This window comes from Aquipseudomonas alcaligenes NBRC 14159 (assembly GCF_000467105.1).
GTDB lineage: Bacteria > Pseudomonadota > Gammaproteobacteria > Pseudomonadales > Pseudomonadaceae > Aquipseudomonas > Aquipseudomonas alcaligenes.
Genome location: NZ_BATI01000016.1, coordinates 113,454 through 137,442, shown reverse-complemented (window position 1 = coordinate 137,442; position 23,989 = coordinate 113,454). Strand labels below are relative to the sequence as shown.

The 23,989-nt window shown below is 59.5% G+C and carries 21 protein-coding genes; 5 read left to right on the top strand and 16 right to left on the bottom strand.

Features of this window, described 5'->3' with window-relative positions:
* From PA6_RS10745 to PA6_RS10705, 11 genes are all read right to left on the bottom strand, one after another.
* Positions 1–597, bottom strand: coding sequence for a hypothetical protein (locus PA6_RS10745; RefSeq protein WP_021700944.1), 597 nt, complete (start codon positions 595–597; stop codon positions 1–3).
* Positions 594–980 (bottom strand): GtrA family protein, encoded by a 387-nt coding sequence (locus tag PA6_RS10740; protein WP_021700943.1) that lies wholly within the window; start codon positions 978–980, stop codon positions 594–596. Before PA6_RS10740 ends, PA6_RS10745 begins: the two co-directional genes overlap by 4 nt.
* The gene (locus tag PA6_RS10735) at positions 977–1,942 is read right to left on the bottom strand and encodes a glycosyltransferase (RefSeq protein ID WP_021700942.1); all 966 of its coding nucleotides are present in this window, start codon (positions 1,940–1,942) and stop codon (positions 977–979) included. Before PA6_RS10735 ends, PA6_RS10740 begins: the two co-directional genes overlap by 4 nt.
* Positions 1,939–2,892 carry a UDP-glucuronic acid decarboxylase family protein gene (locus tag PA6_RS10730; protein ID WP_021700941.1) on the bottom strand — a complete coding sequence of 318 codons (954 nt, stop codon included), beginning with the start codon at positions 2,890–2,892 and terminating at the stop codon, positions 1,939–1,941. The genes PA6_RS10735 and PA6_RS10730 overlap by 4 nt, the downstream gene beginning before the upstream one ends.
* A gap of 115 nt (positions 2,893–3,007) precedes the next feature.
* A complete protein-coding gene (locus tag PA6_RS10725) occupies positions 3,008–5,398 on the bottom strand; it encodes a YfhO family protein (RefSeq protein WP_162149677.1) in 2,391 nt (796 codons plus the stop codon).
* A 35-nt stretch (positions 5,399–5,433) separates the two neighbouring features.
* Complete coding sequence (locus tag PA6_RS22800; RefSeq protein ID WP_021700939.1) at positions 5,434–6,147, bottom strand: methyltransferase domain-containing protein; 714 nt, start codon at positions 6,145–6,147, stop codon at positions 5,434–5,436.
* 57 nt (positions 6,148–6,204) lie between these two features.
* A complete protein-coding gene (locus tag PA6_RS22795) occupies positions 6,205–7,041 on the bottom strand; it encodes a class I SAM-dependent methyltransferase (RefSeq protein WP_021700938.1) in 837 nt (278 codons plus the stop codon).
* A gap of 118 nt (positions 7,042–7,159) precedes the next feature.
* Complete coding sequence (locus PA6_RS10715; protein WP_043216538.1) at positions 7,160–8,050, bottom strand: class I SAM-dependent methyltransferase; 891 nt, start codon at positions 8,048–8,050, stop codon at positions 7,160–7,162.
* A gap of 361 nt (positions 8,051–8,411) precedes the next feature.
* Entirely contained in the window at positions 8,412–9,488 is a 1,077-nt protein-coding gene (locus PA6_RS22790; protein WP_081693972.1) for an acyltransferase family protein, read from the bottom strand.
* 112 nt (positions 9,489–9,600) lie between these two features.
* Positions 9,601–11,148 (bottom strand): glycosyltransferase family protein, encoded by a 1,548-nt coding sequence (locus PA6_RS10710; RefSeq protein ID WP_021700936.1) that lies wholly within the window; start codon positions 11,146–11,148, stop codon positions 9,601–9,603.
* Positions 11,145–12,656, bottom strand: coding sequence for a glycosyltransferase (locus PA6_RS10705; RefSeq protein ID WP_021700935.1), 1,512 nt, complete (start codon positions 12,654–12,656; stop codon positions 11,145–11,147). Before PA6_RS10705 ends, PA6_RS10710 begins: the two co-directional genes overlap by 4 nt.
* Positions 12,657–12,949: 293 nt before the next feature.
* Here PA6_RS10705 and PA6_RS10700 point away from each other — a divergent pair, with 293 nt between their 5' ends.
* Positions 12,950–13,270, top strand: a complete 321-nt coding sequence (locus PA6_RS10700) for a DUF2388 domain-containing protein (protein ID WP_021700934.1) — start codon at positions 12,950–12,952, stop codon at positions 13,268–13,270.
* Positions 13,267–15,228, top strand: coding sequence for a DUF7844 domain-containing protein (locus PA6_RS10695; protein WP_021700933.1), 1,962 nt, complete (start codon positions 13,267–13,269; stop codon positions 15,226–15,228). Before PA6_RS10700 ends, PA6_RS10695 begins: the two co-directional genes overlap by 4 nt.
* A gap of 2 nt (positions 15,229–15,230) precedes the next feature.
* Here PA6_RS10695 and PA6_RS10690 read toward each other — a convergent pair whose 3' ends face one another.
* A complete protein-coding gene (locus tag PA6_RS10690; protein ID WP_021700932.1) occupies positions 15,231–15,632 on the bottom strand; it encodes a GFA family protein in 402 nt (133 codons plus the stop codon).
* Between the two features lie 89 nt (positions 15,633–15,721).
* Here PA6_RS10690 and PA6_RS10685 point away from each other — a divergent pair, with 89 nt between their 5' ends.
* The 3 genes from PA6_RS10685 (at position 15,722) to PA6_RS10675 (ending at position 18,947) form a co-directional block, all read left to right on the top strand.
* Complete coding sequence (locus PA6_RS10685; RefSeq protein ID WP_021700931.1) at positions 15,722–16,630, top strand: AEC family transporter; 909 nt, start codon at positions 15,722–15,724, stop codon at positions 16,628–16,630.
* A gap of 154 nt (positions 16,631–16,784) precedes the next feature.
* A complete protein-coding gene (locus PA6_RS10680) occupies positions 16,785–18,089 on the top strand; it encodes a CitMHS family transporter (protein ID WP_021700930.1) in 1,305 nt (434 codons plus the stop codon).
* A 96-nt stretch (positions 18,090–18,185) separates the two neighbouring features.
* Entirely contained in the window at positions 18,186–18,947 is a 762-nt protein-coding gene (locus PA6_RS10675; RefSeq protein WP_021700929.1) for a TerC family protein, read from the top strand.
* A gap of 52 nt (positions 18,948–18,999) precedes the next feature.
* On the opposite strand, the gene prfH is transcribed toward PA6_RS10675, so the two are convergent.
* From prfH to recD, 4 genes are all read right to left on the bottom strand, one after another.
* On the bottom strand, positions 19,000–19,611 hold the full coding sequence (prfH, locus tag PA6_RS10670; protein ID WP_021700928.1) for a peptide chain release factor H: 612 nt from the start codon (positions 19,609–19,611) through the stop codon (positions 19,000–19,002).
* Complete coding sequence (locus tag PA6_RS10665) at positions 19,611–20,747, bottom strand: RNA ligase RtcB family protein (protein ID WP_021700927.1); 1,137 nt, start codon at positions 20,745–20,747, stop codon at positions 19,611–19,613. Before PA6_RS10665 ends, prfH begins: the two co-directional genes overlap by 1 nt.
* Before the next feature lie 209 nt (positions 20,748–20,956).
* The gene (locus tag PA6_RS10660) at positions 20,957–22,144 is read right to left on the bottom strand and encodes a hypothetical protein (protein WP_021700926.1); all 1,188 of its coding nucleotides are present in this window, start codon (positions 22,142–22,144) and stop codon (positions 20,957–20,959) included.
* 9 nt (positions 22,145–22,153) lie between these two features.
* Complete coding sequence (recD, locus tag PA6_RS10655; protein WP_043216557.1) at positions 22,154–23,971, bottom strand: exodeoxyribonuclease V subunit alpha; 1,818 nt, start codon at positions 23,969–23,971, stop codon at positions 22,154–22,156.
* Positions 23,972–23,989: the final 18 nt, after the last annotated feature.

The window sequence follows — 23,989 nt, the reverse complement described above, 5'->3', positions numbered from 1 at the left end:
CTACCAACAGATATAGTCCATCGACTCAGCACTTTTGCGAAACGGGTCAGTCAAATCATCCGTATATTGCCCCATCAGTAGTCGTTTTTTTGGCAACCAATGAGCTCTAAAGTAACGACCGAAACTTGCAATTGCCCCCCCCTTCTCCGTGAGTTTGACACAACCATTCTCGATCACGATGGTTCCGGATTCGAGCTGCTCCGTCAGCCGCACATCCACTAGACGATGCTCCTTGACGTATTCCTGAGTGAATACCTGCTCGAAACTATCCTGCTTAATGGCTCCGCCCCGCTGCTGTAGTTTCTCAAGGATATAAAATGAAAGTGATCTATCAATTACGGCTGGCACCGATATGGCGAATGAGTATCCCCCTAGCAGAAAAATCACCAGCAATAGTGTCTTTTCAAACCCACCGAAAACCCGAAAATAATCAACACCGAACAACAACGCCGCCGTGACAAATGCAGCCACTACTCCATCACCAATGGCAGCATAAAATACGACATTCACGTTGAAGAAGGAGATATGAACATAATAAATGACAAGCAGCAGCGCCACGAACAGTGCACCCGCCACGATGGCGCGAACTAGCTTCATACTTTGAATACCAAAAATTTGTTACCGAAATATCTCATGGATATCTGAGCTACCGTTGCAATCAGAAACCCAGGCTTGTAGTCAAGTCCGTACCAGTCCGTCCAGACAAGCAGGATCAGGCCATGCAGCAATGCAATCACACCATACAGTCCACTAAACTTCACAGCTTGTGCAATGATGGTGTCGCCCGTGCGCGGGAAGACAAAATAGCGGCTGCCAATAAACGAAGCCGTTATGCCAAATACTGCGGCCAGCATGTTGGCCACTCCCGCTGACTGGAAACCCAGTACATTCAGGTTGAACGACAGCACCGCAAAATGCACAGCGGTGGCCGCCACACCATTGATGCCATAACGCAGCAGTTCAAAGGCATGCCGCTTCATGCTGCGACCGGCTGCCTTGTTGTCTTGGTGATCTGCTCGACGAAGTCGTGATAGGCCACCGGCGTTGTCACAGTTCCTCCTCGCACAACCCCCGTCAGCATCAGGGTCATCAAGGCCAGGGCGCCCGTCTGCAGCAGCATCAGCAAGAGGATGCCCAGTGCAACCGAGAACCAGCCAGGCGTGGAGAAGCCGATTAGCTTGAGGAAGACGGCAGCGAGAATCCCGGCAACGGACATACCGGCGATCAGCGCACAGGCAATACCCACCCGTACCAGTACATCCTCGGCGAACACCATCAGCCCCTTAAAGCCGTGCAACACCAAACCAACAAAATTCATTTTCGACTGCCCCGCATAACGCGGCCCCCGATCAATTGAGCACGCCCCGGTACGTAGTTTCGACGCCAACACCGCACCCGCCACATGAATAGGCAGTTCTTGCATAACCACCAGACGTTTGACCGCCTTGGTCTTGATCGCCATGAAATTTCCGAAACTGATGGCACGCCCGGTCATCAGCTTGAAGAAGCGCTTGTAAACGGCATAGAACAGCTTGAAGCGCAGCGTCTCGACCCGGCGCTTACGTTGCGCCACCACGACGTCGACCTCATCCGAGGCAAGCGAGGCCAGGAGCGTAGGGATAGTGGAGGGCAGATCCTCACCATCGGAGTCCATCACCACCACCGCCTGGTGAGACTGCACATGCTCGGACACAAAGCCAAGCCCAATGGATATGGCCCGCTGGTGGCCGACATTGCGGCGCAGCTTCAGAATCGCCCCATCGACGCCGGCCCTCTCAAGACTAGAGATTTCCAGCGGCTGCTTCACCGAACCGTCATCGACGGCCACCACAAAAACATCCCGCTTGAATTGGGCCGCCAGCTCCATGAACAGGCGGCTACTCGCTTCGACGTCTTCATATACAGGGGTGACGATGATCAGGTTGTGATCGGCGAAGTTCATAGGCTCAGAAACTCCCGGAAATAGGCTACTGTTTTCTCTAGGCCCTGCTCCAGTCTGACCTGCGGCGCCCAGCCCAAATGATGGCGCGCCAGTGTGATGTCCGGCTGCCGCTGGCGTGGATCATCCTGCGGCAAGGGCTGCTGCACCAGACGCGAGTTGCCGCCCACCATGCGCAGAACCATTTCTGCCAGCTCACGGATGGTGAACTCGGCAGGATTGCCCATGTTGATCGGCCCGGTGACTTCAGTCGGGCTCGCCATCATGCGCAAGAAACCCTCGATCAGATCGTCGACATAGCAAAAGCTGCGCGTCTGGGCGCCGTCCCCATAAATGGTAATGTCCTCGCCACGCAGCGCCTGGACGATGAAGTTACTCACCACCCGACCATCGTTGGGGTGCATCCGCGGCCCATAGGTGTTGAAGATGCGCACCACCTTAATGTTCAGGGCGTGTTGGCGTTGATAATCGAAGAACAGCGTCTCGGCGCAGCGCTTGCCTTCGTCGTAGCAGGAGCGAATGCCTGTTGTATTGACATGCCCCCAGTAATCTTCGGTTTGCGGGTGGACCTGCGGATCGCCATACACCTCACTGGTGGACGCTTGCAGGATCTTCGCACCCGTACGCCTGGCTAGGCCAAGCATATTGATCGCGCCATGCACACTGGTCTTGGTGGTCTGCACCGGATCACGCTGGTAATGTACGGGTGAAGCCGGACAGGCCAGATTGTAGATCTCATCGACCTCAACATAGAGCGGGAAGGTGACATCGTGGCGTAGCAGCTCGAAGTGCGGGTTACCCAATAGGTGCGCAATATTGTCCTTTGTGCCGCTGTAGAAATTGTCGGCACAGATAACGTCACAGCCATCAGCCAACAATCGCTGGCACAGATGCGAGCCTAAAAAACCAGCCCCACCGGTGACCAGAACACGTTTACGGTTTGAGATACGCATGAATAAATTCCCCCACTACCACATGGAAAACCAGAGCCTAAGCCGCAGACAACCTGAGCTAACCGCCTAAAACATCCGGCAATTGATGCTATTTACTAGTCTGCCCCGACAGGGCTTAATAAGTTTTTGCGGAAACGATCCGCCTCAGATTAATTCGCCGACAAAAGCCATAGAGCGCAAACAGAGCAAGCAAGAGACTCGTTACCGCAGAAATAGCGGCTCCGATGTAGAACGACCGAGGAACATAGCTGACTTCAACAATATTCTGGCCCGCATTTATCCTGACGGCCTTCCCAAGAACTTGCGCATTAAATACCTCCCGAGACTCGTCATTGACGATAGCCACCCATCCTGGGTAATTCGCATCGGCGATGAAAAGCCAAGCATCTCTATCGGAGTTTACCCGCAAGGAGTAGTGCGTTGAACTGGCCTTGTGGATATCGATCTTTGCAACAACCGTATTAATGACATCACATGCAAGCCCCCCATGACCACCAACTGATGTCAGGCCATACTCAAGAATCAGACAGCCCTCAGGGGTCGAATGAATCTTATCAGCCGCAGACGCTGCGTCTGCCACGCTGAGCGCTTGGCCATACACTTGAAATTTTGGCTTAGCCTGCGTGTTCTCATAATAAAAGATATTATCTACAGTATCTTTATCAAACAGCCTCAAGCCAGGAACATTAACTTCCGAGTCAAACGATATGTATCGAACACCTAGCGTATCCAATAGCCGAGTCCCCTCCACCACTTCACCAGCAAGCTCTTTCGATAAAACCCCATCGACCAGTAACCGTCGCTTCATCGGCAAAGCCAGCCAACCGTCATCAGAAGGCACTCCCCACGCCAGGCCAACAAAGTGAGGGAGAATTTTCGCAAACCGGGTATAAGCTGCCCCCACACTTGGATTATTGCCGGCCATCAGAGTCATTAAACCACCCGAGGCAGACATCCTGGTGCGGTATTCAAGATAATCGGGAGTTTTACGTATCCTTTCAACTACCTCTGGAGGGCGGGTAATCTCTGGCGGAAAGAAGTTAAACGGATGCGAACGCACAACCAATACCTCAACAGTCAAAACCAGCACCGCCGCAGCAGGTATCAGTCGCCATCGTTTGAAGAGGCCCAGCACGGCGACAATGCCAAGCAAAAGAAAGAAACATACTGAAGCAAAAACCGACAACTTGTTATCAAAGCCTACGGTTGCAAGCAGCGCCATAGCAGCAACATAGACACCGCCCGCCAGCAGAAACAGCACTCTGTTCGTCATGAACAGCCGATTCAGAGACGCCGTCGTGCCTGCTTTCAAACAGTCCAGCGAATACCCCCCGGCAACGGCAAAGCCAAGCACAGCGATGCCCATAAGCGGATGGAAAATCCTATAATTATGCAGCCCGGGAATAAGATGATAGTCATACACCAGCCTAAAAATCGGCGAGGCATATTCAATACTCAAGTTAAACAATATAAACCCCGCGAGCACGTGCGCCCAAACCCGCGAGTGGAACTTGAAAAACACTACAAGCACAGCCAAGGCTGCACCTATTAAACTACACAGGCTTGCCGTCATCCGATGGACACCGTCTACCGGGTGAAGATAAAAAACTCCCTTGAGATATTCCGATAGAGGTGTCAACCCGCCGAAAGGCATCGTAATACCATTAACACGATGCGACTGACCAACCAGCTCGACCAACGGCAACAGTTGGATAGCCGATAAGCCGAATGCGATGACCACGCCCAGAAGACCGGTTACCAGATACTTCTTCCACTTCGCGCCCATGTCGCTCCGATCACCACGAGAGAGAAAAATGGTAACCAGAGAAACGGCTATATAGATTGCCGCCCCATGGGCAATTTGTGGATAGCCGGAAAACACCATCAGTGTCGCCGGAATGGCAAGAAAGCCCCCCCTGGCGACACTTGGCGACTTCAGCCAGGACTCAACCGCGACCATTAGCCAAGGCGCCCAGGCCAGCGAGCTGGTGATAGCCAGGTTGTGAGCACTGTGCAACCAGGTGCCCGAAAAAATAACAATCAGGCAAGCAAAGACAGAAGACCAGCGCGTAATGCCCAGTACACGGCATAACGCATAGACTCCCGCCCCGCCAACAAGCATGTATATATAGTGCAGCAACCCCGCTCCGTAATCAGGGTCGAACAAGTAAGCCACTAGAATATTGACCGGACTGGCAGCTCCGGCCTGCCCCTCTGCAAAAAGCGGGTGCCCACCATAGATTTTACTGGCCCACAGAAACGAATCTCCGCCATTCAATGCTGCCGACAAAAGTGACAGCATCGGCGTGAACAGAGTCCCCGAGTCTGTATGGAGAGCAACCTGCCCATCCCATATAGCCGGCCACCAAAAATAGGTCACCAAACCAATCACAAGCAGAAAAGCAAGGCGTCCAGTAATACAGCACCCCATCATTTTCCGGCCCCGGCAGCTTCCGAGCGTAAATATACGAATATATTCCTGCCCAACACTCCCGAGTCTGCGCATTAGGGAAACTCGCTGACCATAGTTGGGCAAGCCTCTCATGGTGCGGCAGCTTCTAAATATGCTACGTCATATGGGCCGAAAACTATAGAAACACGCCAGCCTTGGAAATACTTTCTCAACGAGTTGATACTGAAATGATGCGTAGCAATAAATGAGAATTTTTGAGCTCTGGATAGCAGGTCATTGAAAACATCTTCAGCTATTTTATGACCTCCTGCTAGAGTCTCTCTCAGCTGCGCAGGAACTTCATTTATATCATCATCCGCAATTATTAGCTGATAAAAATCATCAGCTTCGGATGAAAATGAAGTAAATAAACCGATACGCCCCCCAGGCTTAACCATTGACTTCAAATTTAAAAAGCACTCATCCAATTTGCCGGTCTCTATGTGCTGAAGCACGTACTTGCAAAGAACGAAGTCAACGCACTCATGAGTATTTGGGGATAACTCCTCAATTCTTTCGGATAATATCTTGGCAGGTAACCCAAAAAGATTTGTAGAAAGCTGTTGTCGCCTGGCGTCATCGGGCTCGGCCAAGTAACAATCCCTGAAGCTCTTGAAAAAAGGAAGCTCGGCCCCTGTAACTAATCTTCCCGCCCCCACATTCAACAAGCTCGATCTTACTATTGATTTATCCTGATCGATCCTACGAAATATATATGACTCAAATTCAACCCACGCCTCAAATGCGTTACCAATAGATGATACAAGCGCATCATCAGTATCTGAATATGTACTTTGTGTCATTTTGAGCTTTCCTTTTTAAAAATTTATCCAATTCGATAGTAACTTTTAGCCTTATCATCAACTAGGCTTTCTTGCTATAATTGCCTGGCTCTTGGGCAGCGCCTCATCCAGCGCCCTCTTAATTCGCGGTCCGTCACGCATCTTCAGCACCATATCCCAAGTCCTAGCCCAGCTTTCCAGCAACGGGTGCCATGGAGGCGATAGATCTTGGTCGCAGGTCCAAAACAGTGCCCAGAATATCGACCAATAAAAGCCGTAATAGGCCTTGCGCTCTACCACAAGACCAGCTTCAGTCACCAGTCGCTCAAAGGTTTCCCGATCAAATACGTTGATATGATTGGGCTTTTCGAAATGCCCTGGGGGAGCCAGATGCTGCTGCACTCGTTCGCTACCCGCATCGGGCACACTCAGAAGAAAAAGTGCACCGGGTTTTCCGACCCGGACCAACTCCTTAAGAAAAGCTGACGGGTTATCCACATGCTCCATGACCTCCATGGCAATGACCTTGTCAGCATAATTGTCCGGTAACGGAAGCGGACTTGCATCGCTGACTAGCGGATGGATAGCACGCGCATTCGAGCCTTGTAGTTTGGCGGTGACAGCGTCAACCCTGGCCTCATCAATATCTGCATAAGTTACCTCCGCACCGAGCCGAGCACAGAACGCAATAAATACACCTTCACCGCAGCCGACATCCACCACATGATCGCCTGGTCTGACAGGGAAGCCTTCCAGTAACTCACCAGTTTCCTCACGAAACCAGCCGCTTAGACTTGCATCAAGCAGCGTGAAGTCGGCCGGAACAGGCTCGGCGTTATCCTTCTCAGATTCTTCAGGCACTACTTGCACTGCGGATAGAGGCATACCGAAGAACTTCTTAATAGTAGTGAACATTAATAATCCCTGATTGATTGTATGACTGGAGCACTAAGCACAGTCCATCTCAGATCGCTCCCTGAAATCACTCAGCAATGTTGATAGGCCATGTTGGATCTTGACGCACTAGCCCCTCTTATCCATCAGCCAACGGCTTCCGCGCCAGAATGATCTGAGTTTTTGGTAGGCATTGGTCGAGTGCTTCGCGAAGCTTGTCTCCACCTGGCAGGCTAATGGTCGCGTGCCAAAGAGAGGCCCAACTGTTTAACAACGGGTGGAAAGGACCATCCAAATGATCATGAGTAGCGCCGCTAAATTCGACCCCTTCGGCCTGTTTAGTGCCCCAGAACAGCATCATCCACAGTGTCCAGTAGAAGCCGTAGTACTCGCGCGTCTCGATGATCAGACCAGCACATTCGACCAGCTCAGCAAAAGCCTCGCGGGAAAAAACGTTTATATGATTAGGCGGTTCGAAGTGCAGCGCTGGAGCCACGGCTCGCTGTAGCTCTTCGCTGCGCTGATCGGGCACCGAAATAAAGTACTGCGCCCCAGGTCGGCCGACGCGGACTAACTCCTGAAGGATCGCCAGAGGCTGGTCCACATGCTCCAACACCTCCAAGGCAATGATCTTGCTTGCAATTTTGTCTTCTAAGGGGAGCGGCAGGCTATTCGAAACAATTCCTTGAGCCTCTCGCGCTGGGGTATCGCGAACACTATCTCTCAAAGCCTCAACCTTGGCGGCTTCGCTATCGGTGAAAATGACATGTGCTCCACGGCGGGCACTGAAAAGGGTTGCGCCACCATAACCGCAGCCCAAATCCAACACCACATCGTCAGCCGATATTGGGAAGCCACGAAACAGCTCGTCCGATGCGTTCTGAAACCAGCCTCCCATTATCGCATCGACTAAACCACAGTCGCGAGAATCGACTGGAGGTAAGCATTGGCATCTATCAGCAGCCTGATACGGCGCTGTATCGGCTGAATTAGTGAAGAGCCGTTGCCACCATTTACGTCGGTTTTGCATACAGCCGTTCCCTTATTGCAAAAAGTTTCCTAGATCCAGCAACACAGCTGACTCGTGCGTAATTTTTATGCGAGGTAACGGCCCGAATAGAAGTGCCGTATAAACCTTCTTTCATAGCTGAATCTCTGTGGCTAAAAAGCTCTGCGTCTAACAATTCTCAGTGCTCCTTAAACGGCCGCCCCGGAAAATTCTTTTCACACTTGCAGAATTTTTATAACTCAGAACAACCAACCACATTCGGGTGCCACCCAAGCCTTCCAAAAGCAAATTCTTATATATACCTGCAGTAGCCTAAGTACTAGACCCCGACAAAATTATAAACTTTGCTTTCGCTTAACTTAGAAATCTTCTTCCGGCCCCATCAACACTCTACTGCCCGTTTATCCCTGCGCATATTGTAAGCCTTCGAAAGAAATGGAGACTCAATATAGGTATAGGTAATTGATGCCAACAATATAGTCAGCGGAACAACAATCAACAGTATAGTGACCTTCGTTACCGTTGTTTCCACCAGAAGCAGCCAGATAAGCGGCCAGTGCCATAAATACAAACTATAACAACGCTCCCCCAGAAACACGCAAATTCGCGCGCAGAACAATCGTTTAAGAATACTGGCACGAGATGAGGTTAACAGCAAAATAACTGCCGCCGAGAGCAGCAGCACTAATGACTGCTGCCAGAAAAAATAGTAAATCTCACGCGGCCGCCCAAAGACCAACAAGAGCAAGAGCGCCAGCGAACAAAAACAGAGGAAATAATGCCAAAGCCAATGCTCTATTCGCTCGCGTAAATTAGCAAAGAATAGCGCTAACACACCGCCCACCACAAAAGCATCTACTCGGGTTTCAAGCGCATAATATAAACGTGACCACGGAGCACCTTGACTAACTAAATAATATCGCCAGATCGTTGCTCCAGCGGCGAGCGCAACCAGTATGACCAATACACATCTAGCACGAAGGCCTCCCCGCAATGTTAATGCAAACAGCATTGGCCAGAGCAAATAAAATTGCTCCTCAATCGAAAGCGACCACGTATGACCGAACATTCCGGGATATGTGTAACCATATAGCTTTGTCCAGTTCGAGTAATAGAGAACTGTTGCAAGTGCATCTTTAGCCACTGAAAGCAGATCATCAACGCACAATGATGCGACAAATAAGCTCGACAGCACCACAACCAAAAGCGCTGGGTAAAGACGCAGTAAGCGTCGCTTCCAAAAATCCAGGAGCGCTACTGAACCCGTTTTTTCTATGCCTCGCAAAAGGATTAATGTAATCAAAAACCCAGAGATTACAAAAAACACATCCATCATAATTGGTGCACCGGGAAACCATGCTAAGTTCACATGCGCAACAACCACCCCTATGGCCATCACTCCACGCAAACCGTCCAGTGCGGGGAAATAGCTACCGTATCCGATTCCGCGCTTAACCACATCGACTCCTGCAAATTAGGGACGGCCTGAATAGCCACGCGACTCCGGCCAATATTCGCGATCACCGCTGCAAGGGCGCGTAACAATTAACATATGAGAGGGCATATAAATCTTAAACCGCACCCTTCTTCTTTAGTGAATCAAACATTGCTTCCAACCGCTCTCTGGTCACTTCTATAGAGCAATGGCTGCGCATTCGCTGAATTGCATTTTCTGAGAGGCGCCGATATTCATCAGGACTTTTCCGGTAGCAGTCATATGCCGCGACATAAGCACTACGTAAAGAATCCCAATTAATCTGATGGCGTAATGTACGGTACGCCAAACGCGGATCATGCGACCAAGCCGTACCGTCTTCCCAGCTCGACACGACAAAACCGACATCCTCATCCATATAGTCGAGCATCGCCGAGTGACGCGGCGCCACGGCCGGCTTGCCACACGAAAGGAACTCCATCAGGGGCAGACATTGCCCCTCACCATGCGAGGCGTTCACGGCGAAGGCGCTGGCCTGGATCAAGCTGTCGAACTCCTCGCCTTCAAGGTAACCCTGGAGCAAGACGACCCGGCATTTGAACTTTGGCATCCGCGCCAGCCAAATCAGCATGTCGTGCATGGCCGACTCGTACTCGCGATGCCCCAGCTTGAATACCAGGGTGGCGTCTTCGGTATAACGGAACGCCGAGCAGAACGCGGTCAACATATCTGCCCAGTTCTTGCGACCATCGTAGGGATTAAACAACGCGGTAAATACCACGCCAGACAGTTCCAGGATGCACTCACCAGGGGTCCAGGTCGGCATTTTTGGCGCCAGACCTTGGGCTCCGGGATGTGGGGGCTCGACAGGGTTGCCGGGCTCCAGCTTTACTCTTTCCGAGGCGCGAAGCTCCAGCCCCTCGATGGCAACCGAGCGGCGTCGCCCCAATGCGCGCCACGCAGCCCGAACGACCTGTTTCAGTCCCTTACGCAGGTGCCGCCAGCTTACTGCCGCTGCTGAATCGGTCCGATATACCGGAACTGCAACCTGGGGCTTCTGCTGCCGATGCAGAGCACTTTCATGCTCCCGAATAGCCTGCACCACGCAGGCAATTGCCTCCTGCCCAGAGATATATGGGCTGAGGGCCTTGTCCCAGCTATCCGCAATCACCCCTTGAGCAACCTTGATCACGACTTTCTCGGGGATCTCGCGCCTGTCACTCCGGAAAGCCGCAAACTTGTCCCATACCGGCGATGGCATAGAAAAAATCGGGTAATCCTCGCCCAGCTCGGCTCGCACACAGCGTACGATCAGCTCAGAGTGCGTAATGGCCATCCCTAGCCGAGCCAACATGGCACTCCAATTATGCCGGTCGTCACCTTGCCAGCGTTCATTGGGTATGCTGTAAAACTCCCAAGCGAACACGGGAATGACCTGGCACGGCAAATCAGCGGGGGCCTTGTGCGGCGGGGTAAACGACAGCAGTACGCACTCATCGCCGGCCGCAGCACACGCGTCGTGCAGGCTCGGTACTTCGGCCAGATCGCGCACCACTACCACTTCGGCCAACTCCTGCAACACCGGCAGAAAGTCTCTTAGAACGAAGTAATAGCTGTAGTCAGGTAAGCCGAGGCTAGAGCCAATGGTTTCGGCATTTACAGTCGAATAGGCGAGAATTTTCATGTTGTGCCTTGCCGCTTATCCGAAACACGAGCGGAGTCCAAAGCCAGGATAAAGCCGGACAGTTGCTGAGCAACCTGATGCTGCGAAGCAAAGCCCTGTAACTGCGTATAAGCGCTCTGCGACATCGCCCGATAGCGCTCCGGCTCCTCTCGCGCAACCCGAAAGCTCTCCCTGAATGCCGCTACCAGCGAGGCCCAGTTCAGCCGGTGGCGATGCGTCACGTAGATTCCCGAAGGATCGTGTGGCCAGCAGAAGGGCTCTCGCGAGCAGTCGACCGTAAAAGCCAGGGAGCCGCGGATATAGTCGGCCATAGCAGTATGAGTTGGTGCTAGAGCAGGGCACCCCGCAGATAGGAACTCCATCAGCGGCAGGCACAGCCCCTCTCCGGAAGAAGCATTCACGTAGTAGCTGGTAGCCCTGATCAGCTCCTGATACTGCCTTTCATCCAGAAAACCATGCACAACCAGCACTCTGCATTTGAATGGAGACAGACGCGACAGTAGGGTGATCAAAACGATCCGGTAATACTCCAAATCGTAGTGAGTCATCTTAACCACCAAGGTTGCCTCGGCCTCGTCTTTGAAGGCCCAGCAGAAGGCCGTAAGGATTTCTGTCCAGTTCTTGCGGCTATCCGCCGGGTTCAACAGTGTGGTGTAGACAACCCCAGTTACCTGCAGATTGAGCGGTGTTTGCGTGAACAGAACGCCAGCCGGTACCGCTGGCTGCCCAGGGACGGCCATATCGGCGACATCAGCGGCGTCCTGCGACAGCGGATTGGTGCAACTACGCGGCGCACGTGGCAAGGCCAGCTCGTTGCGCCAGTCCTGATAGAGGCGCTTGCAAAGGTTCCAGAAATTCGGTGCCTTCTGGGGTGGCGTGCAATCCTCACGCACGACCTCGTGCGACGGATTGTTTTCCGGCGCCAGATGCTTGGTTTCCGGAACCAGACCGTCGGCCGAAAGACCCAGGATGGCGCTGTCAACTAAATACCCGGTGAAGGAAAAGTAGCGCGCATCGAGCAGCGGCAAATGACCTTCGGCTTCCATCAAATGGGCATAGTGGTCCCAAACTGGCGCCGGGATAGCGGCAACCGGAAAGCTCGGAGCCGACCGCTCCACCAGTTGCTGCGTCTCACGGCTGGTGCAAATTGCCCCAGCGACATGGCGGAATACATGGCGCCAGTCATTACGCGGCTCACCGTCCCAGGGCTGGTCGGGTAAAGAGTCGAACTCCCAAGCAAATAGGCAAACCGTAGGGCAGTCCAGTCCGACCGGCGTCTGATGGGGAGGGCTGACACTCAGGAACACCACCGTCTCACCCGCTTCGGAGTAGTGATGGTAAAGCCTATCGACGTCCGCCACTGAATCCAGCACCACCACTTGAGCGAATCGCTCGAGTGCGGGCAAAAATTCTTTCAGCAGAAAGTAATAGCTGTACTCCGGCTTGCCCAGAGAGGCCTGGATGCTGGCTTGGCTGATTTTGGAGCAAACAAGAATAATCATCTGCATCGCTTGTTGTTGACATCGCGCGACGATATTGCACTCGAATTATTGTTATTCGCCACAAATTGCAGCTTTCTGGATGAAAGCTACTCGTCGCGAGGTCATGCATAGCATCAGTTATCGCTTCAGCTTGCAATAGCGAGTACGTATCGACATGCATGACCAATCGGTCAATTTCTCAACTACAAGCAATTCCTCTGTTACTGCTCTCGTGCTTCAGCAACATCCACGCCAGAGTTGAGTAAACTGAAGCTATTCGGGTCCAATGTATCCCTTAAAACAACCTTTCTAGAACCGCCATGAGCCGCCTACTCCCTTTCCTCCTCGCCACCACCCTCTGCCTCGCCACTGGCGCCCAGGCCCAGACCCTGGTGGCCACCAGCAACATCCTTGTCCGTGCCCTCGACCGCAGCCTGGACTTCACCTCCGACACCACCACTTCGGTGCGTGACATGAAGGTGGTGCTGGCCGCGCGTGACGATGCCGCCAGCTTCGTCGCCAGCCAGGGCGATATCCGCGGCGCGCGCCTGGAAGCCGCCTTCGCCACCCTGCGCGAACAACTGCCGGAAGCCCGCCACGCCTCCGACCAGCAGCTGGCCGAAGCTATCCTCGCCCTGTGAGCCTGCGTGCCGCGCGCTGGCTGGCCGCGCTCCTGCTGCTGAGCGGCGCCAGCGCCCAGGCCGGGCTACGCCTGCAGCTGGATGCCAGCGGGCTGTCCAGCGCCGAACGCCAGGCCAGCCAGGCGCTGCTCGACCAGGCCAGCGCGGCGCTGCCGCCAAGCTTCATCCAGCGTCTCGACCGCCAGGTGACGGTGAGCTGGTCAGGCGATCTGCCCCGAGCCGCCTTTGGCCGCACCACTCGCCGCGATGCTCTGGTGCTGAATGCCGGGTTGCTGCCGCGCCTGGTCGATCCACAACAGGCCGCCGCGCCGAGTGGCCGAACCCACGGCACCCTGCAGCGCGAGCTGCTGGCCACCGTGATCCATGAGCTGACCCACCTGTACGACCGCGCCGGTCTCTGGCCGGAGGACCAGCGCCGCCTGCAGTGGCGCTGCCGCCAGGCACGCGAGGTCAACGGCCCGGTCGGCCAGCGTGGCCAGTGCCGCGGCCAGGAGGCCCGCCGCTTCAGCCTCAGCGACGACCCGCAGCTGCTCGACCTGGCCGGCTGGCAGCAGCAGGTCGGCCGGCGCGGCGCCCGCGAGCAGGACAACGGCCAGGTGGCGCGTTCGCCGGACAGCTACGAGCTGAGCAACCCGCGCGAGTTCGTCGCGGTGAACATGGAGTACTTCCTCCTCGACCCGACCTACGCCTGCCGCCGCCCCACCCTGCAGCGCTATCTGCGCCAGCACTTCGCCTGGCAACCGGCGCAGCAGGCCGCGTGCAGCAGCGACTACGCCTACCTCAACGCCGGTCGCGACTTCGCCCGCCAGCCGCTAGGCCGGCTTGATCCCGAGCGGGTCTACGAGGTCGACTACCTGCTCGCCGAGCCCAACCAGCAATGGGCCAGCCGCTGGGGCCACAGCATGCTGCGCCTAGTGGTCTGCGCACCGGGACGGCCGCGCGGCCCGGCCTGCCGCCTGGATCTGGACCAGCACCTGGTGCTGTCCTACCGCGCCTTCGTCGGCGACGTGCAGCTGTCCAGCTGGGACGGCCTGACCGGCGCCTACCCGTCGCGCCTGTTCATCCTGCCGCTGGCACAGGTGATCGAGGAATACACCAAGGTCGAGCTGCGCGGCCTGTCCTCGGTGCCGCTGCGCCTGTCGCGCGAGGAGATCGAAGGCCTGGTGCAGCGCTCCGCCGAACTGCACTGGAGCTACGACGGCGACTACTGGTTCCTCTCCAACAACTGCGCGGTGGAGACCCTCAAGCTGCTGCGCAGCGGCACCGGCCGCAGTGAGCTGCAGGACCTCGACAGCATCATGCCCAACGGTCTGCTCGACCTGCTCGAAGGCCGCGCCCTGGCCGACCGCAGTGTGCTGGACAACCCGCGCGAGGCGCTGCGCCTGGGCTATCGCTTCGACTCCTTCCGCGACCGCTACCAGGCCATGTTCGAGATCCTGCGTAGCCGCCTGACCCTACCGCAGCAGGCGGTGGAAGACTGGCTGACCCTGCCGGCGCGCGAGCGCGCGCGCTGGTTCCCGCGCGCCGACCTGCGCGCCAGCGCCGCGCTGTTGCTGCTCGAACAGGCCGCCCTGCGCCGCCAGCTGCTGCTCGCCCAGGAACAGCTCAAGCAGCGCTACCTGGGTGCCCGCGACGACCCGCAGGACCGGCGCTTCGTCGAAGCCGACGCCACCCTGCGCGAGATCCTCGCCAACAGCGGCTTCCTCAGCCGCCCGGCCGAGCTGCTGAGCGCCGGCTACGGCCTGCCGCAGCCCGCCGAGTGGCAGCAACTGGAAGCGGCCAGCAGCGAACGTCAGCTCAGGCTGCGCCAGCTCAGCGACGACCTCGACAAAGAGGTGCGCAACCTGCTGGAGCCCAGGCTGCTGGCCGAGATCGAAGCCGGCGAGAGCAACCTGAAGCAGCTCGGCCAGCACCTGCGCGAGCTGCACAAGGCTAGCGGCGGCCTGGTTCTGCCTTAGGTCTACAGCTGCTCTTCATGCTCCTCGGGAAGCCCCGGGTCCAGCTGCAGCCAGGGCAGGCGGCTGCCTACCCAGATATGCCGGTCGGCCGGCGCCTGCTCGGGGTGATCGAGGCTGGCCACGGTGATGTCCAGGCTATCCGGGCTGAGGGCAGTGAACAGCGCCAGGTGACAGCCGCAGTGCGCGCAGAAATAGCGCAGACAGCTGGTCGAGGAGGCGTAGGCGGCGGCACTGCCCTGGGTCCAGCGGAAGCTCGCCAGCGGCAGGGTCAGCCAGGTGGTGACGATGCCGCCGGTGGTGCGCCGGCAGATCGCGCAATGGCAGTGGGCGATATCCTGCAGCGGCGCCGCTAAGGCGTAGCGCAGGCGGCCGCAGTGGCAGCCGCCGGTGTGGGTCTCGGTCATGGCGAACTCCTCGCGCTCTTGCTCATCACCCTAGCGCGCGCCGACGCACTTGCCCATGATGACCCGATGCTTTCCGCACGGATGTCGTCGTGACCGTTCTCCTGTACTCGCTGTGGCCGCTGTTCGCCCTGATCGTCGGCGGCTACCTGCTGCGCCGTCACGACTTCCCCGGCGAGGCCTTCTGGCCGGCCGCCGAGCGGCTCAACTACTTCATCCTGTTCCCGGCCCTGCTGTTCAGCAGCCTGGCCAGCGCACCGCTGGACAACCCCGCCCTGCCGCGCCTGGCCCTGGCAGTGTTGCTCGGCCTCGGTGGCGGCTGGCTGGCCCTGTTGCTGGTGCGCCGCCTGCGCGGCTGGCCAGCGGCGCGCTTCGGCGCCTTCACCCAGGGCATCCTGCGCTTCAACACCTACCTCGGCCTGGCCGCCATCGGCAGCCTGCACGGCCAGCCCGGCCTGGTGCTGGCCGCCTTGCTGCTGGCGCTGATGGTGCCGGCGGTGAACGTGCTCTCGGTGTGGTCGCTGAGTGCCGATCGCGCGGTGAGCCTCAGCGGCCTGCTGCTGCCGATCCTGAAGAATCCGCTGATTCTCGCCTGCCTGGCCGGCATGCTGTTCAACCTGCTCGGCATCGGCCTGCCCGGTGGCAGCGACCGCCTGCTCAGCCTGCTGGCAGCCGCCAGCCTGCCGCTGGGCCTGCTCTGCGTGGGGGCGGCGCTACGGCCGCAGGAGCTGCGCGGCGAGAAGCCGGCCCTGGCCTGGAACTGCACCCTGCGCCTGCTGGCCATGCCACTGCTGGCCTATGCCGTAGCCAAGGCGTTGCACCTGCCGGCGCTGGAAAGCAACGTGCTGGTGCTGTTCTTCGCCTTGCCCACCGCCCCCACCGCCTATGTGCTGACCCGCCAGCTCGGCGGCGACGGCCACCTGATGGCCGGCATCATCACCCTGCAGACCCTGCTCGCCGCCCTCAGCCTGCCGCTGGTGCTGATCCTCCTCGCGGCATGAACGGTACTGCGTCGAAAGCGCGCTGAAAGCTTGAGCCCCTAGCATCCGTCGACCGCCGGCCCCGGACCGGCGTTTCCACAACAACAAGATGGGCTCCCCACGCACTGCATTCTCGCAGCCACCGCGTCGGTCATGCCCGTCCGGAGACTGCCTGATGCTGACCTTCCTCGGCTTCGCCATGGTCATGACCTTCATGTACCTGATCATGACCAAGCGCCTGTCCGCCCTGATCGCCCTGATCATCGTGCCCATCACCTTCGCCCTGATCGGTGGCTTCGCCGCCGGCATCGGCCCGATGATGCTCGAAGGCATCGGCAAACTCGCCCCGACCGGCGTGATGCTGATGTTCGCCATCCTCTACTTCGCCCTGATGATCGACTCCGGCCTGTTCGACCCGGCCGTGCGCGCCATCCTGCGCATGGTCAAGGGCGACCCGCTGAAAGTCTCCATGGGCACCGCTGCCCTGGCGCTGATCGTCTCGCTCGACGGCGACGGCGCCACCACCTACATGATCTGCGTCGCCGCCATGCTGCCGCTGTACAGCCGCCTCGGCATGAGCCCGCTGATCATGGCCGGGCTGATCATCCTCGCCGGCGGCATCATGAACATGACCCCCTGGGGCGGCCCCACCGCCCGCGCCGCCAGCGCCCTGCACGTCGACCCGTCGGACATCTTCGTGCCGATGATCCCGGCCATGCTGGTCGGCTGCATCGCCCTGTTCGGCATCGCCTGGGTCTATGGCCAGCGCGAGCGCGCCCGCCTCGGCGTGCTGCACCTGCCGGACGATCAGGACAATCACGCCGAGATCAGCGTCTCGCAGTACCCGGAGGCGCGCCGGCCGAGATTGCTGTGGGTCAATGGCGCACTCACCGCCGCCCTGATGGTGGCGCTGATCGCCGGCCTACTGCCGCTGCCGGTGCTGTTCATGATCGCCTTCAGCATCGCCATGATCATCAACTACCCCTGCCTGCAGCAGCAGAAGGAGCGCGTAGCCGCGCATGCCGGCAACGTCCTGGCGGTGGTCGGGCTGATCTTCGCCGCCGGCATCTTCACCGGCATCCTGTCCGGCACCGGCATGGTCGAAGCCATGTCGAAAAGCCTGCTGGCGGTGATTCCTGAGGCGCTGGGCCCATACCTGGCGGTGATCACCGCGCTGGTGAGCATGCCGTTCACCTTCTTCATGTCCAACGATGCCTTCTACTTCGGCGTGCTGCCGGTGCTGGCCGAGGCCGCCAGCCATTACGGCATCAGCCCGGTGGAAATGGCCCGCGCCTCGATCGTCGGCCAGCCGGTGCACCTGCTCAGCCCGCTGGTGCCCTCCACCTACCTGCTGGTGGGTTTGGCCAAGGTCGAGTTCGGCGACCACCAGCGCTTCACCCTCAAGTGGGCGGTACTGATCTGCCTGGCCATACTGCTGGCGGCATTGCTGCTCGGCGTGTTCCCGCTGTTCGGCGGATAGTCCCGACGGGAGACGGCATTTTCCCGCAAAGCCAGCTAGAATCGCGCGCCATCGCGGCGCCCGCCGACCGACTCTTCGACACGCAAGGAACCAATAATGGAATGGCTGACTAGCCCGGAAATCTGGGTTGCCTTCTTGACCCTGACCGCCCTGGAAATCGTCCTCGGCATCGACAACATCATCATGATCGCCATCCTGGTCGGGCGCATGCCGCCGCACATGCAGGCGCGCACCCGCTTCTTCGGCCTGGCCCTGGCCATGGTCACGCGCATCGCCCTGCTGCTGTCGATCACCTGGATCATGAAGCTCACCAATGACCTGTTCCACCTGTTTGGCCAGGGCATTTCCGGGCGTGACCTGATCCTGTTCTTCGGCGGCCTGTTCCTGCTGTGGAAGAGCAGCACCGAGATGTTCCACAGCCTGGAAGGCGAGGATGAAGCCGAGCAGACGCCGGGCAACACCGCCGCGCGCAACTTCATCGGCACCATCATCCAGATCGCCATCATCGACATCGTGTTCAGCCTGGACTCGGTGATCACCGCCGTCGGCATGGTCTCCCACGTGCCGGTGATGGTCGCCGCGATCATCGTCGCCGTGCTGGTGATGATGCTGGCCGCCGGCACCATCAGCGACTTCATCGACAAGCACCCGTCGCTGAAGATGCTGGCCCTGGCCTTCCTGGTGGTGGTCGGTACCGTGCTGATCGCAGAAGCCTTCGAAGTCCACGTGCCAAAAGGCTACGTCTACTTCGCCATGGCCTTCTCGCTGGGCGTGGAAGCCCTGAACATCCGCATGCGCGTACTGCGCGGACGCAAGGAAGACCCGGTCAAGCTGCGCAAGGACATTCCGGGGCAGTAAGCCGGAACGCGTGGACAAAAGAACGGGGCCGAATGGCCCCGTTTTTTATTGCCTACTCGACGAAACGCTCGCCGCGGAACGTGCGCCGCGGATTGCCCCGCTCCAGTTGTTGGTGACGCAACCGACGCTCAGCGCGCAACCGCTCGTCGGCCTCTTCGGCTCGCTCCGCGAGACGCCGGGCGATCAGCAGCAGCGCCAGGCGCCTGTTGGCGTGCTGGCTGCGCTCGCTCTGTACCTTGACACTGATGCCGCTGGCCAGGTGAGTGGCGCGCACCGCCGAGTCGGTGGTGTTGACATGCTGGCCACCGGGACCGGACGAGCGCAGCGTCTCGAAGCGGATCTCGCCTTCCAGGCTGGCCGGCGGCGGTGCAAACAGCGCGCCGCCGAAGAACCAGTTCTTGCGCCCATGACTTGGCCGGTAGGGACTGGAGCAGACCCATTGCAGCGAGCCGCTCCAGGCAACGGCCAACGTCTCGGCCCGCTCGCCCTGCAGGGCGAGCAGCACGGAGCGCAGGGTGCCGCGCTGCGTGCCAGCCTCCTCGTCCAGCACACGCACCTCGACCCGTGCCGCCTCGGCTTCCGTCAGCAGCCTACGCAACGCCTTGGCCACCGCCAACGCGCATTCCTCGGGGCCCTGCCCCGCCGACAATTGCAGGAGGATCATCAGCAGCAACCTCCACGCGTCTTGTAGGTCAGCACCGGTTTCAGCCGCGCCAGCACCCGCACCAGCCCGGCGTCGCGCAGGGCGCCGACCACCGAGTCGATGGCCTTGTAGGCCTCCGGCGCCTCCTCGTAGATCAGCGCGCGGTCGGCGCAGATCACCCGGCTGCCCAGTGCCGTGCGGGCCAGCTGCTCGACGCTGTAGCGCGATGCCAGACGCTCCTTGCACTCGCTGCGCATCCATTTGCGCCCGGCGCCGTGGGCCAGGGACAGCAGGCTACGCTCGTCGGCCAGCGGCTCGACCAGGTAGCTGAAGTCACCGCGCGAACCAGGAATCACCATCACCCCCTGGTCCGATGGCGTGGCGCCCTTGCGGTGCAGCCAGCCATCGCGACCGTCGATGCACGCCGGCGATACCAAGTTGTGGTTGACGTCCAGCAGCGCCTCGCCATCGCAGCGCAGGCGTTCCAGCATGCGCCGCGCGATCAGCTGGCGGTTAGCCTCGGCGAAGCGCAGGGCGCCGTCGTGGCGGGCGAGGTAGTGCGCGCAGGCCGCGCCGCCCGCCTCAAGCCCGACATGGCCGAACAGCTCGACCTGCTCGCGCAGGATCGCCTCGCCCAGCCCACGCGAGCCGCTGTGCACCAGCAGGAGCAGGCGGTTGCGGGCGATGCCGAGACGCTCCAACGCGGCATCGTCATAGCTCAAGTCGAGTTGCTGCAGCTCGGCGAAGTGGTTGCCGCCGCCTATGGTGCCTAGCGAGCGCTCGTGGCCGCTGGGCGGCAGGCCGAAGGCGGCGATGGCCTCGGCCCAGTCCTGGTCGAGCGGCAGGTCGAGGTTGCCCAGGCGCTTCTCCAGCTTGTCCAGGTGCAGCTTGGCCGTCGGCAGATCGGTGCGCCACAGCGCCATGCCACAGCCGATGTCGTTACCGACCAGAGCCGGGTACAGGCGGCCGATGGCAAAGAACGCCGCGCCGACCGGATAGCCGCGCCCCGGGTGCAGGTCCGGCATGCCGGCTACCCGGTGCATGCCCGGCAGGCGCGCGGTGGTTTCGAGTTGCTGGATCGCTTTGCCTTCGATCCAGGTGTCGTCCGCGGCGATCAATACGACGCCGTCGGACAGATTGCGGATGCAATTGCCCATGGTCCAATCCCTATGGGTTGAAACGAAAAGGTTGGGAAGTGGCAGGACCGGGCCGGGTGAAGCGCGCCGCAGCGAAGGCGGCGGGGAGAGTCAGACCAGACGCGACCTGCAAAGGGTGATCAGCTGTTGCATGATGTGCCTCCTTTGCTGTCGGTTGAGGGAAGAAGGCGCGCATCCTAGGCCGATGACGCGCGCCGTGCAATCCCCGGTTACTCGGGCAGCGACAGATTCAAGCGGCCAGGATGCTGCTTGACCAATGCATAGGGCAGTATCGACCACTCCGTCCCCTCGCAGGCGCGGGCAACGCGCGGGAAGATTGGATCGAAGACCATGCCCTTGTCGCTGAGATACCAGCTAGGGTAATCCCACAGGTAGGGGTCACCGTAATTGCATTCGACATCCTCTCCTCCAGACGCGGGGATATCACCCGGGGCAATTCGCCGCCACTGCTCAACCAGCCAGGGGGCTAGGTGCTGGTTACGGTAGCGCGAGAAGACCTCGAAGCTCACAGACTCTCCATCTACCTCCTGGCCGCGCGCCTCCCGGTAGAGGAAAGCCGGTCCTTCACCGACCCAAAGCAGATCTTCCAGACCAAGTGGCTCGCCTGTTTGGGCATTGAGCGTCAATGGAGCGTCGCCGAAATCCGGATGCGCCCCACCGCAGTCGTAACTGGTGAGAATGCTCAGGCTGACAATGGCGGCTGACAACAACCTCGGGGTCACTGTCTGCTGGAACTCAGACCAGTCCGTGCCGGCATTCAGCTTGCACGCGTGGTAACTGATCACTTCCTGCCAAAGTCGCTCGCGCAGGGCCTGGTTGATGCGATCCAGCTGCACCTGTGGGTAGCCATCCAGAACTTCGAAGAACGCCACACCAGAGGCCGGCTCGCTCCACCACTGCAGTTCATGCCCCATAAAATGTTGGCGCTTGCCGGGCTTTAGCGGCATCCCCTTGAGCCGCAGAAATTCATAGGGTGACTGCTCATAGAGCCGATACCAGAACGGCTCGGCTCCTGCTGGTGGCTCTTCGATAAGCGCTTTGCGCAGCCTGATAGGCAATCGCTTACCTTGCTCCCCGCGCCATTCGCCCTGCCATCCCTGGGGTGTAGGTTGCAGGTGCAATTCGGGCCGAGGAGTATCGTCATAGCGCTCACGACCTTCACCCAGGCTCAGCTGAACGCCATCGAGGCTGCCATTCAGGGCCAGATCGTGGCGATATTTCCGGTAGAAGTAACGACCGCTGACCTGTGCGGGATCACTCAGATCCAACTCCACCACTATCGCCATCTTGCCCAACGTCCCGCTGTACAGCTGCGGCTTATCAGCTGCGACCAGCAGCGGTGGGATCAAGCCGAGCAGAATCACCAGTAAAGGACGCAACAACATTCCCTTGCTCATCAACGACTCCTAATTGAAAAGATCGAGCTGCCCCCGCTCCTGATCAGAGACCGACCTGTCGGCAGTGGCGATGGCCAGCCTCTGTGCCAGCCCCGCCGCGCGCTCGGCCTTGGTATTCACCGCCTCGGCCAGGCGCGCCGGCAGGCCCCAGATCTCCACCTTGTGCTTGGCGCGGGTGATGCCGGTGTAGAACAGCGCGCGGGTCAGCAGCGGGCTGGGACTTTCCGGCAGGGCCAGCAGCACCTCACTGAACTCCGAGCCCTGGCTCTTGTGCACGGTCATGGCGAAGGCGCTGTCGTGACTGGGCAGGCGCGCCGGGGCAAAGGCGCGGAAGCCATCATCACCCTCGAAATAGACGCGCAAGCCATGCTCGCCGGCCAGGCACAGGCCGATATCGCCGTTGAACAGACCCAGCGCGTAGTCGTTCTGCCGCACCATCACCGCGCGGCCGGGGTACCAGCGTTCACGCTCGGCCAGCGAGTAGCGGCGCTTGATCCGTGCCTCCAGCGCTTCGTTGAGGCCGCCGACGCCCCAGGGGCCTTCGCGCTGCGCGGTCAGCGCGCGGAAGGCGTTGAAGGCGGCGAAGGCCTCAGCCGTATTGCCCCGGCGTGCGGCCTTGAGGTAGGGCGCATAGCCCTGCTCCAGACGCTCCAGCAGCGCGGCCTGGCTGGGCTCGGCCTGCCAGGCCAGGTCGGCGCGACCTTCACGCAGCAGATTGAGGGTGCCGGCGGCATCGCCACCGTTGATCCTGCGCGCCAGCTCGCCGATGCCGCTGTCGCCGGCGAAACGGTGGCTGTGAGTCAGCAGCACCACGGCGTCGCCCAGGGCAGAGCGCGGCGTCTCGACCGGTACCGTCTGCCCGGTGATGCGCTGCAGCTCGGCGGCGGCCGCGGCGTCGAAGCCGCGCCCTTCGCACAGCTCGGCGAATACCGCGCCAGCTTCCACGGCAGTCAGCTGGTCCTTGTCGCCGAGCAGGATCAGCCGCGCCTGCTGCGGTAGGGCGTCGACCAGCTTGGCCATCAGCGCCAGGTCGACCATCGACGCCTCGTCCACCACCAGCACGTCCAGCGCCAGCGGCCGCGCCGCGTCGTGGCGCACGGCCGGGCTGTCGCCGCGGCTGCCGAGCAGGCGATGCAGGGTACGCGCCTCCTCGGGCAGCAGCGCCTTGAGATCATCGGCCAGCGGTAGATCGGCCTTGGCATTGCGGATCGCCTCGGCCATGCGCGCCGCAGCCTTGCCGGTCGGCGCGGCCAGACCAATGGCCAGCCTGTCGCCGCCAGGTTGCTCCAAGAGTGCGGCGAGCAGACGCACCACGGTGGTGGTCTTGCCGGTGCCGGGGCCGCCGGAGATCACTGCCAGGCGCCGACGTACCGCCTGAGCGGCAGCCAGGCGCTGCCAGTCCGGCTGCTGTTGGTTGAAGGCGAACAGGCGCGCCAGGCTCTCGCTCAGCAGCGTCTCGTCCACCACGGGGCGCTCGGCAGACATGGCCAGCAGGCGCGCGGCCAGGCGCTGCTCGTAGGCCTGGTAGCGCGCCAGGTACAGGCGCTCGCCGTCGAGGATCAGCGGGGCAAAGCTGCCGGGCGCACCGACCAGCGCAGAGGATTCCAGCAGGGTGCGCAGCTCGGCCAGCGACGGCAGGACGAAGTCGTGTTCCGCCCAAGGCCGGCGACCGGCCACCCGCGCCAGCGGCAGGCACACGTCGCCGGCGGCCAGGGCCTCGCTGCACAGGGCGGCGCAGGCCAGCACGGCGTCCGGCGCTTGCGGCTCCAGGCGCTGCAGGCTGGCCAGCAGGGCGCGTTCCAGCGGGCCGAAAGGTAGGGTGGACAACGGCGCAGCCTTGTCCAC